The organism is Rubrivivax gelatinosus (assembly GCF_016583785.1).
GTDB lineage: Bacteria > Pseudomonadota > Gammaproteobacteria > Burkholderiales > Burkholderiaceae_C > Rubrivivax > Rubrivivax gelatinosus_B.
In genome coordinates this window covers 1-15,895 of record NZ_NRRU01000108.1, presented here as the reverse complement: position 1 = coordinate 15,895, position 15,895 = coordinate 1, and the positions used below count along the sequence as shown (strand labels likewise).

The 15,895-nt window shown below is 63.4% G+C and carries 10 protein-coding genes and 1 pseudogene; 2 read left to right on the top strand and 9 right to left on the bottom strand.

Translation table 11 applies throughout. The annotated features are described in order from the left end of the window. Positions 1-388: 388 nt before the first annotated feature. Positions 389-1,481, bottom strand: a pseudogene (locus CKO43_RS21405) (IS5 family transposase). A gap of 290 nt (positions 1,482-1,771) precedes the next feature. Here CKO43_RS21405 and CKO43_RS21400 point away from each other — a divergent pair. Further along, positions 1,772-6,868: a hypothetical protein gene (locus CKO43_RS21400; protein WP_200379897.1), complete on the top strand. Its 5,097-nt coding sequence runs from the start codon at positions 1,772-1,774 to the stop codon at positions 6,866-6,868. 340 nt (positions 6,869-7,208) lie between these two features. Here the strand turns inward: CKO43_RS21400 and tnpC are convergent, their stop codons facing one another. The 3 genes from tnpC to tnpA all read right to left on the bottom strand — a co-directional run bounded on the left by tnpC (position 7,209) and on the right by tnpA (position 9,467). Next, the gene (gene tnpC, locus CKO43_RS21395) at positions 7,209-8,672 is read right to left on the bottom strand and encodes an IS66 family transposase (protein ID WP_242481279.1); all 1,464 of its coding nucleotides are present in this window, start codon (positions 8,670-8,672) and stop codon (positions 7,209-7,211) included. A gap of 124 nt (positions 8,673-8,796) precedes the next feature. Continuing rightward, positions 8,797-9,126, bottom strand: a complete 330-nt coding sequence (gene tnpB, locus CKO43_RS21390) for an IS66 family insertion sequence element accessory protein TnpB (RefSeq protein ID WP_200379895.1) — start codon at positions 9,124-9,126, stop codon at positions 8,797-8,799. Continuing rightward, complete coding sequence (gene tnpA, locus CKO43_RS21385; RefSeq protein WP_242481277.1) at positions 9,123-9,467, bottom strand: IS66-like element accessory protein TnpA; 345 nt, start codon at positions 9,465-9,467, stop codon at positions 9,123-9,125. Before tnpA ends, tnpB begins: the two co-directional genes overlap by 4 nt. 232 nt (positions 9,468-9,699) lie before the next feature. Here tnpA and CKO43_RS21380 point away from each other — a divergent pair, with 232 nt between their 5' ends. Continuing rightward, the gene (locus tag CKO43_RS21380; RefSeq protein ID WP_200379893.1) at positions 9,700-11,625 is read left to right on the top strand and encodes a hypothetical protein; all 1,926 of its coding nucleotides are present in this window, start codon (positions 9,700-9,702) and stop codon (positions 11,623-11,625) included. 797 nt (positions 11,626-12,422) lie between these two features. Here CKO43_RS21380 and CKO43_RS21375 read toward each other — a convergent pair. The 5 genes from CKO43_RS21375 to CKO43_RS25670 form a co-directional block, all read right to left on the bottom strand. Beyond that, positions 12,423-13,373, bottom strand: coding sequence for a trypsin-like peptidase domain-containing protein (locus CKO43_RS21375; protein ID WP_200379892.1), 951 nt, complete (start codon positions 13,371-13,373; stop codon positions 12,423-12,425). Next, complete coding sequence (locus CKO43_RS21370) at positions 13,370-13,867, bottom strand: hypothetical protein (protein ID WP_200379891.1); 498 nt, start codon at positions 13,865-13,867, stop codon at positions 13,370-13,372. Before CKO43_RS21370 ends, CKO43_RS21375 begins: the two co-directional genes overlap by 4 nt. A gap of 4 nt (positions 13,868-13,871) precedes the next feature. Continuing rightward, on the bottom strand, positions 13,872-14,594 hold the full coding sequence (locus tag CKO43_RS21365) for a hypothetical protein (protein ID WP_200379890.1): 723 nt from the start codon (positions 14,592-14,594) through the stop codon (positions 13,872-13,874). A 429-nt stretch (positions 14,595-15,023) separates the two neighbouring features. Further along, positions 15,024-15,713 carry a DUF1016 N-terminal domain-containing protein gene (locus tag CKO43_RS21360; protein WP_200379889.1) on the bottom strand — a complete coding sequence of 230 codons (690 nt, stop codon included), beginning with the start codon at positions 15,711-15,713 and terminating at the stop codon, positions 15,024-15,026. Further along, positions 15,710-15,895, bottom strand: a 186-nt coding sequence (locus tag CKO43_RS25670; protein WP_207185167.1) for a hypothetical protein, incomplete at its 5' end; no start/stop codon positions are given. The genes CKO43_RS25670 and CKO43_RS21360, both read right to left, overlap by 4 nt.

The following is a 15,895-nucleotide window of genomic DNA, read 5'->3' as shown; positions in this document are numbered from 1 at the left end:
GGGTATCTGGAGGGGGCGGGAGGCGAAGGTCAGGGTTTGGCGGAGTCACGCCCGCGCTGCTGAACGCATGAACATCTGGTCCGTCCGCTATGCAGCGTTTGCCGCCAGTCGATCCGAGCAGGCGACCTCACGCTGACTGGCACCAAGCGGACACTCGGCCCGGTGGCGGCGCGCCCAGTGGAGGTCAGCTGAACCGGGACAGCCGTCGCGTGCGGGCGCAAGACCTAACAGGCCGTTGAAAAACCGACCGCCGGCACGTTCCCAGCCCGTGAAGATGAGCCATCCCGAGGTCATCCAGTACGTCTCCGCGGCGAAATTGACCTCCCGAAGGCCCTTGAGGCGCCATTCCTTGCGCCGAGATCGGCAATTCGGCGGTTCTGGGCCCTCATTACGCACCCTGCAGACGCACTACGGCCAAGCTGCGCAGCCGCGTGAGGTTGTAGGCGGCCATCGTCAGCGTGAAGAGCTGGTCGACCTTATCCAGTCCGCGCAGCATCACCTGCCGCATCGGGCCGACGACCTTGCCCCAGCCGAAGCACTGCTCGATGCACTTGCGACGCCGCTGGCTGACGGCGTAGCCGCCGTGCCGAGTGGTGCGCCCGTCGATGGCGCTGCCACCGCGGCGCCCCAGGTTCTGCGCGACGTGCGGCGTGACCTCGTTGTCCCGGCACGCCTGCACGAAGCCGCGCGTGTCGTAGGCCTTGTCGGCGCCCACGGTGATGCGCCGGCCCGCCGCTCGCGCCGCGTCGCCAAGCATCTGCGCGGCTACCTCGCGTTCGGCTCGACCATCGCTCTGGCTGGCCTGCACGTCCACGACCAAGCCGTGACGGTTGTCCGTCATCACGTGCCCCAGGTAGCTCGGCAGCGCGGGGGCCGCATCGCTCTTGCGGTACAGCCTGGCTTCGGGGTCGCTCTTGGATTCGTGCGTGTCGTTGCTGCGCGGCTCGCCGCGCCAGTCCTCGGGCGGCCGGTCGTCGTCGCTGCCGTCCTTGCGCCGCACGCTCTTGTGGCTGGCCCAGGCCTGGATCAGCGTGCCGTCCGCGCTGAAGTGCTCGCCCGACAGCAACCCGCGCGAGCGCGCCGTCTCCACCGTCGCGTTGAACAGGTCCGTCACCACGTCGTGCTCGATGTCGGTCGCGGTTCTTGCTGAACACCGAGTGGTTCCACACGGCGTCCTCGATGGCCAGGCCGACGAACCAGCGAAACAGCAGGTTGTAGGAGATCTGCTCGACCAGTTGCCGCTCGCTGCGCACGCTGTAGAGCACCTGCAGCAGCATCGCGCGCATCAGCTTCTCCGGCGCGATGCTTGGGCGCCCGCCCTTGACGTCGGCCTCGTACATCGCGGCGAACTTGCCGTCGAGCCGCGACAGGGCTTCGTTCATCCACTGCCGGATCGGCCGCAGCGGGTGGTTCGCTGGAACGAAGTCCTCCAGCCGCACCGTGCTGAACAGCGATTCGTTGTAGCTGTCGGCGCCTCGCATCGGCCTTGTCCTCCGTCTTCGATGTCCGGATGCTCTACGCCGCGGGGCGGGGCGTCCAGAGGTTCTTCAACAGCCTGCTAAAGGGTGGCCATTGACTAGTTCCGAGTCCGCGGTAATGGGGGTACCGATCCGCAGCGGCCCTTCGTGGCGCTCGAACGCTGCCCAGCAGAGGCCAGCATCGCTAGGTCAGGGAAGGAGCCACTCAGTGGCTATTGCCTCGTCTGCACGCGAGTCCGAGCGCTTTATGCTTGTCAGCAGGAGGCGCCGCATCGCGGCGTAGGCCTTTGCAGATGAGCAAGAAGGACGACACCCCACGCGACCCGCTTCAGGGCACCCAAGTGATGAGCACCGTTGCCACAGGCGGGGGTGGCGGCGTCTTCCAGGGTCGGGTTGGAGCTCTCTACCTAGCCAATATGCTGACGGGCCTGCCGACGGCCTTCTGCTTGCATGGCGCACGGGTTGAAGAACTACGCTTCGAAGCGCGCTACACGAACGCCCACACCGATGACGTCTACTGCCGACTCACGGATGCGAATCGCACCTGGCTGCAACTCGTCCAGTGCAAGCGAGGTCTGAACGCTACGGCGGGCGATGCGGACTTCATCGACGGCTTGCAAGGCGCCTGGCGCGACTTTCTCGGTATCGGAAAGAGCCCGTTTGACCGCGCTTGCGATGTGCTGGTGCTTGCAACCATCGCCTCTCCGTCGGCCGCCAACCAAGCAACGAAGCGGCTGTGCGAACTTGCTCGTGCATCGGTAGACCTCACGGACTACCTGCTGAAGATCAACTCCAAGCTATTCGACAAGAAGCACAAGGACACCTGGGAAGCAATCAAGACGATCTCGAAGGAGACCTTGGCCGACAAGTACACGGAGGAACTGGTCTTCCAGCTACTCAGGCGTCTTCGTGTCGACATTCACGACCTCGGCACCGACTCCTCGCAGGAGCTCAGTCTTGTCCAAGCGCTTTTGTCTTCAGGCCAGCCAGGGGACTCTGGGCAGCTGATGTGGGACGGCCTGTTCTCCTATGTCCAGGAGCAAGGCATCTCAGTAGGTACCGTGACTCAGGCAACCTGGGCTCAGACCGCCAAGGAAGGGTTGCAAGCTGCAGTAAGTCGCTTGACGGCATCACGCGGGCTAGGCGGCGTTGCCGAGAGCTTGACTCGGCGGGCCTTGCATCAACTCTCCCTTATTGCGACTGCTCTGCCAAACGGCGCCCACATCCCCCGCGGGGAGTGTGTCGGTCGCGTGTTGACAGGCCTCGACGAGCGCCAGCTCGTCATCGTCACTGGCGGCCCTGGTGCGGGCAAATCAGCTGTTGTCTCAGAGCTTGCCCCTTTGCTGCGGGAGTCCGGCCCACTGTTCTTCTTCCGAGGCGATGAACTGGACGTGCCTACCCTGGCAGCAGTTCAGTCCCTCAACGGGCTTCAAGACCCGGTTCTGGGCATCGATACGTTGTTGCGTACAGGAGCCGCCACCGTCGTCATCGACTCGCTGGAGAAGGCGCTCGAAGCGCAGAACCCGGGTGCGCTCGAAGAGCTGCTCGCACTTGTCCTCAAAAACAAGTCCTCGAGGCTCTGCATCACCACGCGCTCCTATGCGCTCAACGGCCTGTACACGAACTTCCTCTACAGCTTCTCCAGCCAGGTCGTTGACGTACCCGTCCTCACGGATGCGGAGATCGCCGCCGCCGTCGTCGGCAGCGCGCTCGAAGAGGTTGTTGCCAATGACGCTGGGGTCAGAGAAGTGCTTCGAACACCCTACTACCTGCAGCTTGCTTTCACGTACGCCTCTGGGGGAGTAGCGCTCCCCAGCGCTTCAGGCCACGACCTCAGACGCGCGCTGTGGACAGAACGCGTTGCGCCCAGCAAGGGGCTGTCGGCCGCCATGCGTACAAGAAGGCAAACCGCCTTCGACGACGTCTGCTACCTGCGCACGGAACTCTTTGCACAGTTTGTTAAGGCACCTGCAGACGTGGAAGCGGTTGCGGCGCTGTTGCAAGACGGCGTGCTCACTCAGGACGATGCCGCGCGAGTGTCGCCGGCACACGACGTGCTGGAGGACTGGTCACTTTTCTTCCGAGTAGAGCGGGAGGTGCGCTCCGCTGAGCGCAACTGGCCAGCGTTGTTCACGAAGTTGGGCTCGCATGCAGGCATGCGTCGAGCACTGCGCTCATGGACGGCGCAGAGGTCGGCTGAGGGCGATGATGACGCCTACGCGCTCTTGGAGGCAGCTTTGCGGCCGGAATCGACGATTGCACAATTGTGGCGCGATGAGATAGCTATAGGGCTGCTGCGCTCGGAGCGTGTCGAGGATCTGGTCGCAAGGCTTGGAAGCAATGGCGCGTTCAGCAACGTCGCCTTGCTTCAGCGCCTGAGCCACCTGCTAAGGGTTGCTTGCAAGGGTCCGACTGCCATCGACTACTCGCACCTAGCAGCGGACCCGGCCAAGAAGGAACTTGTAGCCCGGTTCGGGATGGCGGCTCCGGTGGGCAAGGCCTGGGACGTGATGATTGAGCTGGTTGCAAAGGCGCTTCCGACCCTGCCGCCAAAGGCTCACTCGTGGGTTGTCCAGCTAGCCGAGGATGCCGTTGCGCACGATGACGCCTGGCACAAACCCAATTCACGTGTGGCCAATGTCTTCAGCATGGCTGAACAGTATTGCTGGCGAGACAACGACACGTGGTACCGGGAAAGGTCGATTGGCAAGCGGTACTACGAGCTCCTGTGCCGCTGCTCTGGAGCTGACCCGGCCAAGTTCAAGGTGTTCATCGACGCACTTGTAAAGCGGGTCTCTGAGGACCGAGAAGAACGAGACGTCTATGCCGAAGAGCGTCTGGAGTTCCTGACCAACGTCAAGCACTGCAGGGAGCCTGTCTACTTCAACCCAGAGTTGGTGCGCGCTGCGTTCTGGGCCCTATACACCGAACCCGGGCCTCGAACAGAGCGTCACTTCGGGATGGACGGCTGGGAGGCAGCTATGGGCCTCAGCCAAAGAGTGACGCATGCATTCTTCCCTCCGTCTGCGCTGCAAGGGCCATTTCGGTCGCTCTTGCTCTACTCCTTCGCCAAGAGCGTGCGCTTCGTCGTTGACCTCTGCAACCATGCTGCTACGTGCTTTGCAAAGTCACATCCAGAGGAGGTCACCCTACTTCCGCCGGAACAAAGCCCCAATGGACGGACCCACATCCACGACTGGCGGCTTTGGGCAGCCTATCGCGGGCATTCCGTCTCCAGCTATCTGTTGAACTGCGCACTCATGTCGCTGGAGGAAAGACTACTCCTCGGAGCGAAGGTGCAGCCCGAGATCATCTCCGACGTCCTTGAGTTCCTCCTAGAGTACGGAGAGTCGAGCTTCACTACGGGGCTGGTGGCAAGCGTCTTGATGGCGTACCCCAACTTTGTCACTGAGAATATGCTCTCGCTCTTCAAGTGCCCCCGCTTCTTCAGCGACGACATAGCGCGTTACGTTGGCGAGGCGACTGCTTTGGCGATTCATGGCGGTCACGACGGCTTGGATGATGCAAGACAAGAAGAGCGCATTGCCAGCAATAATCTGCCACACCGAAAACAGCACCTAGAGATGCTTGTGCTGCAGTTGCAACTCATCAGGGCCGACCTACGAGAGGGCATCTTCGCGATCATTGACAAGCACATTGAAAACGCCAAGAGCGCTGAAGATGTGCCCGACGGATGGCGCATGGGGCTCAAGCGCATGGACGCTCGCGGGATGAAGTACGGCGAGCCCATCGAAGACGGGAAGTACGTTCCTCTGGAGATCGCGAACCTTGAACCTGAGCTCAAGCAAGTAAGCGACGAGGCCCAGTCAAAGAGTGAGCTCATGAACCGGCTGGCGGCCGTCCGACTCTGGGCAGGGGCCATAACGCAACCGGCGCTCACCTCGGCTCCAGGTGCGGCGGATCGCTTCTCTTCCTCGTCTGAGGTGTACGAGGAGTTCCAGCGTCTTCTCGCGGAGATTATTAAAGGGCAGGACGAAGCCATGTTGCTGGGGCTGGACGACGACTTGCCGTGTGCACTCATTCAGCGCTGGCCGACCGACACATCGGAGGCTCTCCAATGGGCCAAGAACTACCTTCTCGACGTCACTGCCAAGCGCTTGGATAACGACGCTTGGGTTCGGCGCAGCCTGGCAACGGGCGAGCTGAGAGCCAAGGCGCTTATCTTGCTGGCAAGCGTGGACCCAGGGGACCAAAAGCTGCCCGCGGCCCTGGCCAACATCATCACGGAGCCCGTCTGGAAGGTTCGCCGGGCCGGCTCCCTTGCTATCTCGGACGTTCTGCGGCCCAAGCAGCCTCAACTTGCCGAGATCCTGACCACGGCGCTGGCCTTGTACGCCGAAGCGCTCGATACGACGATTGGGGCCGCGGGAAGACGGGGAGGTGACTTCGTTGAAGCGGCAAGAGACACAACGACCAAGGCGCTGGTGACGGCCCTTACAGGAGGGAAGCTTCTGCCCAGGCCTAGTCCCAAGAGCCTGGCTGCGGTGAAGGAGTGGACTATCGCGCTCGATGCCGCGCGAAGTGAGACGCCAGAAGCGTGGAGAGTTCAGGCACTGATCACACTGGTGCAGTTGATGGCCGACCAAGAAGGCAAGCCGCGAGTTGAGCGGTACGATCCTGATTACGTCGACTTCGAAGCACGATGGGAGGTTGCGGACCTCTTAGCGTCCGAACTCTTAGTCCAGAGCACGGATAAGACACCCGTCTTCGAAGTGCTCGAATACTGCATCGAGCATGGACCTGAACTCAGCGAAAGAGCGCTGGAGTCGACCCTGCGCGGGAGCATGAAGCAGGAGTACGCGAACGCGGATGCCTTCTGGCGAGTATGGGACCGCGCCGCAGCAAAGATTCTTCCGGACGAGTCACTGCGCACGCGCTCCCGGCGCGTGTACAGCAAGAACGAAAAGCCGCTCGCCGTCCTGCTGTTCCAGTCCATACCATGGGTCAAGACCTTCCATGACTTGCCGCTGCTGAGAAGCCGCCCGAGCTTCGTGGCCGACTGCCTAGTCGCAGCGGGCGACAGCTCGCGCGCGCTCGAGCATCTTCTTGCCCTGATGGCTGGCGTTGGCAGAGCAACGGCGGTGCCCTCTGCGATGGGAGGACTGAGGGACGCGCTAGCCCAGGCGCCTGCGGACTTTTTCAACGACGGAAACAGCCTTTGGGATGCTGAGACAGTCTGCCAAGCGGCAGTGCACGACCATCGCCAAGCGCTTCTCCGCAACGTGACTCTCAGGCAAGCTACTTTGGACGTGCTGGACAGGCTAGTAGACGCCGGCTCGTCCTTGGCCTTCCAGCTACGCGACTACCTTGCAACGTCATCTACTTCCGAGCAGACTTCACTCCAAACTCACCGAGACCTTCGAGAGTAGTACGTTTTCCCGACCAGATGGATTTGGATAGAGTCACGATCGAGATTGAGTGCCCGCAGTGCGGATTCTTTGGGCACATCTTCTTCAAGCAAGCTCGCCTCCGAGACGTTGTCATCTGCCGCGGCTGCAAGGCATCGATTCGGCTTGACGACAACATGAATTGACATGCCCCCTTCAGCCGTACCAACCTGAAGTAGCAGGAGTCCGCCAACCTGTACACGATTGTGACGAGAAGAATCGCTCGCTTTCGGATGCAGCTCACGGGCAGTGAGCTGACCACGTTGTAAGCGTCCGGCCAACTCCCCTGGACGGATTTGTAATCCGTCGCGCAACCGCTTGGCTACCCGGAGGTCAGCGGTGCCCAGCGATGCGGCAGCAACTCCCCGAGTCGGCTGGCCGGCAGCGTGGGCAGCCGCTCGAGCACGTCGCGCAGGTACGCGTATGGCTCCAGGCCGTTGAGCTTGGCGGAGTGCACGAGGCTCATCACCGCGGCGCCGCGCTTGCCCGCGCGTAGCGAGCCGGCGAAGAGCCAGTTCTGGCGCCCCAGCGCGATGGGCCGGATGCGGTTTTCTACCCAGTTGTTGTCGATGGGCAGCCGCCCGTCTTCGAGGTAGCGCGTCAGCGCCACCCAGCGCTTGAGGCTGTAGTCGATGGCCCGTGCGGTGGCCGAACCGTCGGGGATCTTCTGGCGCTGCTGACGCATCCACTGGTGCAGTGCGTCGGCCACCGGCTTGGCTCGTTGCCGTGCGTCCAGCCGCGTGTCGTAGTCGGCGTTGGCGACCTCGCGCTCGATGTCGTAGAGCGCACCGAAGTACTTCAGCGCCTGCTCGCCGACTGCGCTGCCGTGGTGGGCCCAGAGTTCGTGGAACTTGCGCCGGGCGTGCGCCATGCAGCCGACCTCGACGATGCCGAGCTCGTAGCAAGCCTTGTAGCCGCTGAAGTCGTCGGTGACGAGGTGGCCTTTCCAGCCTGGCTTGGCGCTGGTGCCCGGCAGGCCGAGGAAGTCGCGCACGTGCTGGCCGCCGCGGCTGTCGGCGAAGTCGAAGACGACGGCCTTCACCGGGTTGAACGCCGTCGTGCAGTAGCTCCACAGGTACGCGCGGTGCGTCTTGCCGTGGCCGGGTTTGAGCATCGCCACCGGCGTCTCGTCGGCGTGCAGCACGTCCTGGCGCAGCAACTCGGCCGTCAGCGCGTCGACGAGCGGCTGCAGCTGCACGCCGCACTCGCCGACCCACTGCGCCAGTGTCGAGCGCGCGATGGCGTGGCCGGCACGCTCGAAGACCGCTTCCTGGCGGTACAGCGGCAGGTGGTCGAGGTACTTGGCGACCAGCACCTGCGCCAGCAGCCCGGCTGTCGGCAGCCCCTTGTCGATGACATGCGGGGCGACCGGCGCCTGCACGATCTTCTCGCAGCAGCGGCAGACCCATTTGCCGCGCACGTGGCGCTCGACCGTGAAGACGCCGGGCTGGTAGTCCAGCTTCTCGGCGACGTCTTCCCCGATGCGCTGCATCGGACGGCCGCAGCCGCAGGTGGTGTCCTCGGGCTCGTGGCGGACCTCGCGGCGCGGCAGTTGCGCCGGCAGCACCTCGCGCCGGGGCTGGCGCTTGGCCACGGGCTTGCGCTGCAGCGCCTCGATCTCGGCTTCGACAGCAGCCTGGTCACTGTCAAGCGTTTCCTCCAGCAGGCTCTTCTGCTCGGCGCTGAAGGCCTCGGAGGTGGCGGCGAACTTCAGTCGCTTGAGCACGGCGTTCTCGTGCGTGAGCTTGTCGATGATCGCCTGCTTGAAGCGGATCTCGGCCTGCATGGCGAGGAGCCTCTCGCGCAGTTGCGCGGTATCGAGCTGGTCAAGGTCCTCGGCGATCACGGGTGATGATCGTGCCGCAGGCAGCCGCACAGCGCCATCGGCAGATGCCGCAATGGACGCGCGCTCAGAGCAGCGTGATGACGCCGGCGTCGCCCACGCGCTGCCACGGCAGACCGAGCACGAGCGCGTCGAACTGCGGCCGGGAGATGCTCAGCGTCGAGCCGTCGCGCGGCCAGACGAAGCGGCCGCTGTTGAGCCGCCGCGCGGCCAGCCAGACGCCGATGCCGTCGTGCACGAGCACCTTCATGCGGTTGGCGCGGCGGTTGGCGAAGAGGTACGCGTGGTGCGGTCGCGCGGCGCCGAAGACGGCAACGACGCGCGCCAGGGCCGCTTCGGTGCCGGCGCGCATGTCCAGCGGTTCGACGGCCATCCAGAGCGCCTCGACGCGGATCACCGCAGGATCTCGCGCAGCCAGGCTGCGCAGGACGACGAAGCCGTGCTCGGCCAGCGCACGCGCACGGTGGTGGCGCCGCGCTGCAGTTCGAGGTCGATGCATGTGGGCTCGGCGGGCATCGTCGGCGGCGCCACGGTCACCGGGATGAACACCGGCGACGACTGCTGCAGCGGCGGCGCCTCGAAATCGCGCCGCCACTTGTGCACGAGGTTGGCGTTGAGCCCGTTGGCCAGCGCCACCTTCGCGACTGAGGCGCCCGGCGCAGCGCATTCGCTCAGGATGCGCTGCTTGAACTCGTCGTCGTGGCGGCGCCGGGTGCGCGGCTTGGTGTCCTCTTGCATGGTGTCCACTTAACTCCTTGGTGGACACCATCCTTGCCGCCGCGGCCAAGCCATTCAAGATGGGTTCGCCGGACGCTTACACCACGTTGGCACAACTGCCGCAAATCTTCGGCGCGCCGGGCGCTAGGCTCCCTTCATCCGAAGCAATGCCGTTCTGCGTCCGGGCCGTCAGCGCGTCTATGCGCGGCGAACTGCTAACCTCCCGGATGCATCCATTCGGAGGAGGGAGAAAGTGGCTCTTGACCACCAGGGCGAACCCGACGAGATCAGCGTTGACAAGCTGTTCTCAAAATTCGAACCCCAGCCGGACGCCGTCATCGATGGCAAGATCGAGCGGCTCCCGCTGCACGATCATCTCACCCCAGAGAACTTCGAGCGGCTGATCGCGAGGCTGGCTCACCCAGCTGACGGTGCGTCGGTACAGGCCTTTCGTTACGGCAAATCCGGCAGCGCCCAGGGCGGTGTAGATGTCATAGTCATTGACGCAATAGCCCAAAAGTGCGACTACTACGAAGGCAAGCGGTGGGCCCTCATCGCAAAGGGTGACATAACCGCCTGGGTTGACAAGTTTCTCTCAGGTCCGCATGCGTGCGATGCACGCAAGTTCATCATATGCACGACGTTCAATGTCTTCGAGGTAACAGAACTCGCCTTGGAGTGGAAGAGATGCGCCAAGCGTCTGGGCGAGCGCGAGATTGATGGTGACCTGTGGGACGGCGCGAAGATCCATGTAATGCTCCGCCGTCGGCACGACATCGTGAGCGAATTGTTCGGCGACGACGTCGCCGAGCGCTATTGCGTACGGGACATTAGTACACCCTTCGACCCGCCGGAGCGCGGGTTCGAGGCTAAGCGCATCGGCCAATTCGGTCGGTCGCTATCGCTGGAGAACGTGAGCGTCCGATGTGACGTCCTGATGCCAAGCGATGACGAGATGAGCACGGGTGCAATTTTGTCATTCGCGCGCCGTGACCTTTCGGGCATCTCGATCACGCTATCGGGCAAGGAGCTTGTTCATTGGATGCAGTGGCGGGCTCACGCTCGATTCGATGCGGCACGTCCGTTCGCGCCCGAGATGTGTCAGGATGCGAGCCGTGTCGTGCTGATGGCGAAATCCGCAAGGCTGATCCTAACCAGGGATGAAGTTGGGCATTTGGATTGGGTCCTAGAAGCAGCTTGGGATTCATTCTATGAACACGTCAAGAAGCAGCTTGCGCGCTACCGGTGCGGCCGGTTCAAACGACTGCACGGCAACACGGGGCCATTCGTGTTGGCCTCCGTAGATCGATCGTTGTGGCGGGCAATGTTGGAGTTCGCGCAGAACCACGACTTCGCCGATGGCAGCGGTCCTTGGCACATCTTCGACGGCGCGCCCGGCTGCCTCAAGCCCTACACGCACAAAGCCACTGAGAGGTTCGACAGCGGGTATCACGCCATCCTGTACGCCTATGACGCCGGCAGCATCTGGTTGCCCTGGGAGAACAGAGTGGCGGTTGGCTGGGAGATCCCGACGAACTTCGGAAATCCCGTGGAAATGTCGGCTCGTACCAACTGGGATGCGGAGTTCACGCACGACTGGCTGCTCGAAGAGTTCATTCCGGAGGTGTTGCGCTGGAAGAGCGCTGTTCGGCAGGATCCGACGAGCAAGCTTCGCTTTTTGAGCCGACGTGCTGCTTCTCCCATCCAGCAGCGAAAGGTGGACCTCGCCAGCGTCGCCTCGTCTTCCGCCATCGGGCTGAGCCTGCGCACCGTTCCCGAGGATTTCGACGGGCTGCACCGGTGCGTTATGGCACTGCAAGCGCACTTCAATGGTCGTCGCTCAAATGTAGAGATTGAGCCAGCTTTGGCCAAGCCCGTGTTTGCGGCGCTGGATCGTGCCCTGACGTTCGTCGAACTGCCAAATGAAGGCTACGTCCGCGGGTGCCTAGGCATGTCGCCTGAGGAAGACCTCGTGGAAGGCGTCCGCGCGCGTGCCCGCTCGGATTCGCACGTAGCATCTCAGGCGGCCATGGATTGTCGCCTACGCGGGCTGCTTGAGGTGATGAGAGCTGTCAACAACGCGCCCTTGGGCGAGTGGCGCACGATAGCTGCGCTGCTTCAGCCGGTTCTTGATCGCTACAACGAAGATATCGTCTGCGACATATTCATGGCGGACTAATGCAGAGGTGATAGTGCACCGAGTCCAGACATTAGAAGCCTTCACGGTCGAGTATTCCGTAACTTCGAACAGTACGGCGCTACTTGCGGGGAATCCGATGCCACCATATCATGCCGCGCTCCAAAGAGCACACTTCGGTGCGGGACCGTGTCGTTGATCCGCTCAATCAACTGTCGGCTGTCCGAGGGTCATATGGGCCGGATCGCGGCTGCGGCGACCTTCACCGATGACTGACTTCCGATCCTGCCGAGACTGATGGTACGCGTGGGGCGTTGCTGACGCCAGATCTGCCTACACGGCTCAAAGGGGGGCGGCCAATCGCACCTTCCGAAGGCTGCCGGAGCATTTGGGCGGGGTTAACTAGGCGGGCCACGTGAGTTCACCGGTACAGGCAGCTTCCAAGTCAAATCCGCCGGCGCAATGTTTTGGCAACGAACGGCCGGTTTAGGGTGCAGCCGGCATTCTGTTGCTGTCGGCCACCGGCAGCATCCAGTCTTGAGGCGCCGCTCGCATCGGCAGCATTGAGCTCGGGCCTCGGCCTGGAGCTCGAGGTCGACCTTCAGCGGAACTCTGCCTTAGCCAGGCAGCAACTGAAACGGCTTGGCCTGACCTGGAGGGCAGAGGCTGTAACCCGGTCTCGGCAGTTGAAGCGCAGCCCCTGCACAACGCCGTCGTGCAGGTAGACCTCACCGGAGCCTCCGATCCAAGCGACCAGCGAATGCTGTTTGTTGAACCCGAGCGTGACGGGCACACGGTAACCGTCCTTGCGTAAGAACGCGATGCCTGAGCTTTGCTGGTCAGCCGCGCCTGGACACTTGCTCGGGATCGCTATGCGCGGCCATCTGCTCCATCTCGGGCGTTGACAGGATCATCGTGACATTGCCCGCCGCGTCACGTGACGCATCGCCTTTGATGCGGACCAGACCGAGGTCGCGCCCCTGAAAGAGATCTCCTTCGTCTTCGGGCCAGACGCATAGCGGGACGCCGTTGACCAAGAGCCGGAGCGCGTCCCACAGTAGGGTGACATAGGTGGGGCCGCCTTCGAACGATGACGACACAATGCCCACGAGCCGGCCGTCTTCATTCACCACAGGTCCGCCGCTCATGCCGCCGACCGTGTCCATCGCAACCTCGATGCAGGAGGCTGGCATCCGCTTACCGCGACCCTGCGGAAAGCACGCGCTCACGGCACCCGAAGTCACGACCGGCGTCAAGAAGGCCGCACCGTCGACGATATTGCCATGGCGATAGCCGAACGCCCATAGCCGCCGTCCAATCAACGGCATCCCCAGCTCGATCGGCGCAAGCGCCAACGGAAACTGCTCATGCGCTTCCGAGTTCAAGGCGCAGCTCATCAAGGTCAAATCCGATACGCGCCGGCGGTCGGCATCAAAGGCGCTCGGCCCTGACGCGGTCGTCGTGCCGCGCGGCAGCCATGCCCGCGCTGTGCCGGGCAGAAAGGTGAGGCAGACTGGTCCCGTTCCCTGCTTGGGAAACTCCTGCAGCACATGGCTTGCCGTGAGCATTAGCCCGGGCCCGATCATGACGCCGCTGCCGACGACCATGATGCCGGCGTCGGTCATCTGCGCGACCGCGACGATCGCGTCCCCTGCTTGATGCAAGGACGCCATCGGACCCATGCCGTCCTCGGGGCTGAAGATCGCGGTGGCCCAGGACTTCTTCAGTTCAGCCAGCTTAGGGTTGTCTGCCGTGATCTGGATTGAATGCGTGTCGTCGTCGTCGGTCATCCGCCGCCTACCTCTTCAACAACCTGCGGCATGCCGTCGACAAGCATGACCGCGAAGCAGCCCACGCGCTCGCGGATGTCGGCGGGAACCAGTGCCGCATGGGTGATCGCCGCGTCGACGTTGATGAAAAGGCCAAGCGGATAGCGCAGCGTCACCAGCATCAGGCGTAGGCTTTCGAAGTCAGCGCGCGCCTCCGCAACCGTCGCCCGGCGTTTCAGCTCGATGACGGCAACGTTTCCCTCGGTTCTGGCGTGATGGCGGGCCGGGTCAAACGGTTCATGGATGATGATGTCGGGCCGTATCGTCAGCCCGTGCGCGCCAGCCTGCTTCTGGTATTCCTGCTCGACAATGGCGTCCTGGGACAGCGGTAGATGTTCGTGCAGTTGCGCCAACAGCGCTCCTTGATAGCCGCGCTCGGTATCGAAGTAGCGCGGCGTGGCGATGGCGGCCAGTCCCACCCGCACGGCCCGGCGTACGTCCTCTGGCGCAATCATCAGGCTACTTGACTAGACCGACGGCGCCGCCCGCGATGCCGCCAACGAGTGAAGTCACCAGCGGATGCGTCAGAAAGGCGGCTAGTTTGGATTTGGCGGCCTCTTTCTCTGCCGGCGGCGCGTCCGACGCGTCGATGCACGCGACGATGTCCTGAAACGTGAGCGTCATGACCGGCGAGTTGATGGTGTCGCCTGCGACATTGACTTGTCCGCTGACCGGGCCGTGGAAATTGATCTCAGCCATTTTCTTCTCCGGATATAGCTTTGCGTAGACCGGGCATTCCGAGTAGTGCATGGGCTCGACGTGCTGCCAGTTCCAGCGCCAGTCTTTTCCGTTGCTGGGACCGTCGGCGGCGATCGCGCGCTCGGCCGCTTCCCGGTCTATCTCGTCGTGATGCCGGATCAGGGTGGTTGCGAACAGCTTGAAGATGTCGAACGAGACCTCCGGGCAGAAGTTGGAAAAGCAATTGGGCTGTCCCTTTCCTCCCGAGGTCGACGCCGAGTTCTCGGCCATGATGGGCCAAGCGTCGTGCTCTTCCCACATGGCCTGCAACGCTGCCTCCCTTTCCGGCGGCAGCTTCGTCGTGATGCCGGCGTCCGACAGCAGGGCAACTGATTCGTAGTAGCGCGGGCACCTGGTCAACGCGGCAAAGGAGCAACGCCCAGTGAGGCGCTTGCGCTCACTGATCGCCGCGTACCACTCCAGGCCAGGATAAACCGGTCGCATTGCTGAGCCTCGAAGTCCTGAGCTGTTTCACCATGCGCCAGGAGCGCGTCCGCGCAATGCCGGCGGCTCCGGCCGCCACGACTTTGGGTTTGGCAGCTCGGGCAACGGATTGCCGGCATGCGACGCACCGCGACCTGTCTGAGTTTGTCTCGTTCTCCGACGACACGCAAACTCCATCCTAGCGAAGTCCAGGTCAGAGCCGCTGCTCGCGAGGGTCCGCTCAGCGGACCGCGGGCGCCCGGGGCCTTCCGCGACCACTTGAAGCCAGTGTAGAGCCAACGGTCGCGACGGTCGGCTTTCGGCGCGCGCGGTCGTGCACGAGGCGAGCCACGGCCGTCCGCAACCAGTCTAGCCCTGCCGCTCGGTCTGCCGTACAGCTGAAGCGCTGCAGGGCCAGCTCGGAGATGGCCTGTTCGGTCTTTACGGCATTCATGCTGAAGGTGGCATTCCGGCGACAGGCCAAAGGCGCGAAAAGTCGAAAGACAGTTGTCGGTTGTGGCGTATGGACAGCAGGTAGGGGTCTTTCAGGAACAGCGCCGGGCTGGTGCCGGTGCCCGGACCCTGGGCGTCACGCAGCAGCGCCAGCTCCTGGCGGATCGCGGCCTCGGGCTGTTTGGCGATGGCGGTGCGCTCGAACATCAGGCCGTCGATGCGTTCGCGCAGCGTGCGCACCGGCCAGCGCGCCTGGGCGCACAGCTCGGTGTAGAAGGCGCGGCGCGTGGGGTCGTCGATTCTGATCAGCTCGACGAAGTGCGACCAGCTCAATTGTTGCGACAGCGTCGCAACGATCTGCTCGTCGGGCAGGCAGTCGAAGAACTTGGCCATGCGCGTCAGCCCCGAATGGCTGAAGCCGCTGCCGTAGTCGCGCGTCAGGCGCCCGGCCAGTGCCTTCAGCACGCCGGCACCATAGGCCGCACGTTCGCCCTGCAGCACCCGTGTCCTGATGGTCTTGCCGACGTGCCAGTAGCTGAGCACCAGCGCCTGGTTCACCTGCGTCAGCACCTGCGCCCGCGCCTGCTCCAAGCGCTGTCGGATGTCCTGGTACAGCGCGTCGACCTCGGGCGCGGCCAGGCTTGCCGGGCCGGCGGCTGCGGTGCCGCTGGCGCGCTTGCGCCTCACAGCCGCAACTTGATCAGCTTCATCAGCCTTCGGGCGGGCCATGGCAGTTCCTCTTTTGACTGCGGGGCGCTGAATCCTACCGCCGCGCATTCGCCGAAAGCGACTGCGCCTGACGATTCAAGACAGGCCGCCATCGCCTGAGTGATGCCAACCGCGCTCCGCCATAATCCCCCCCCAATGCC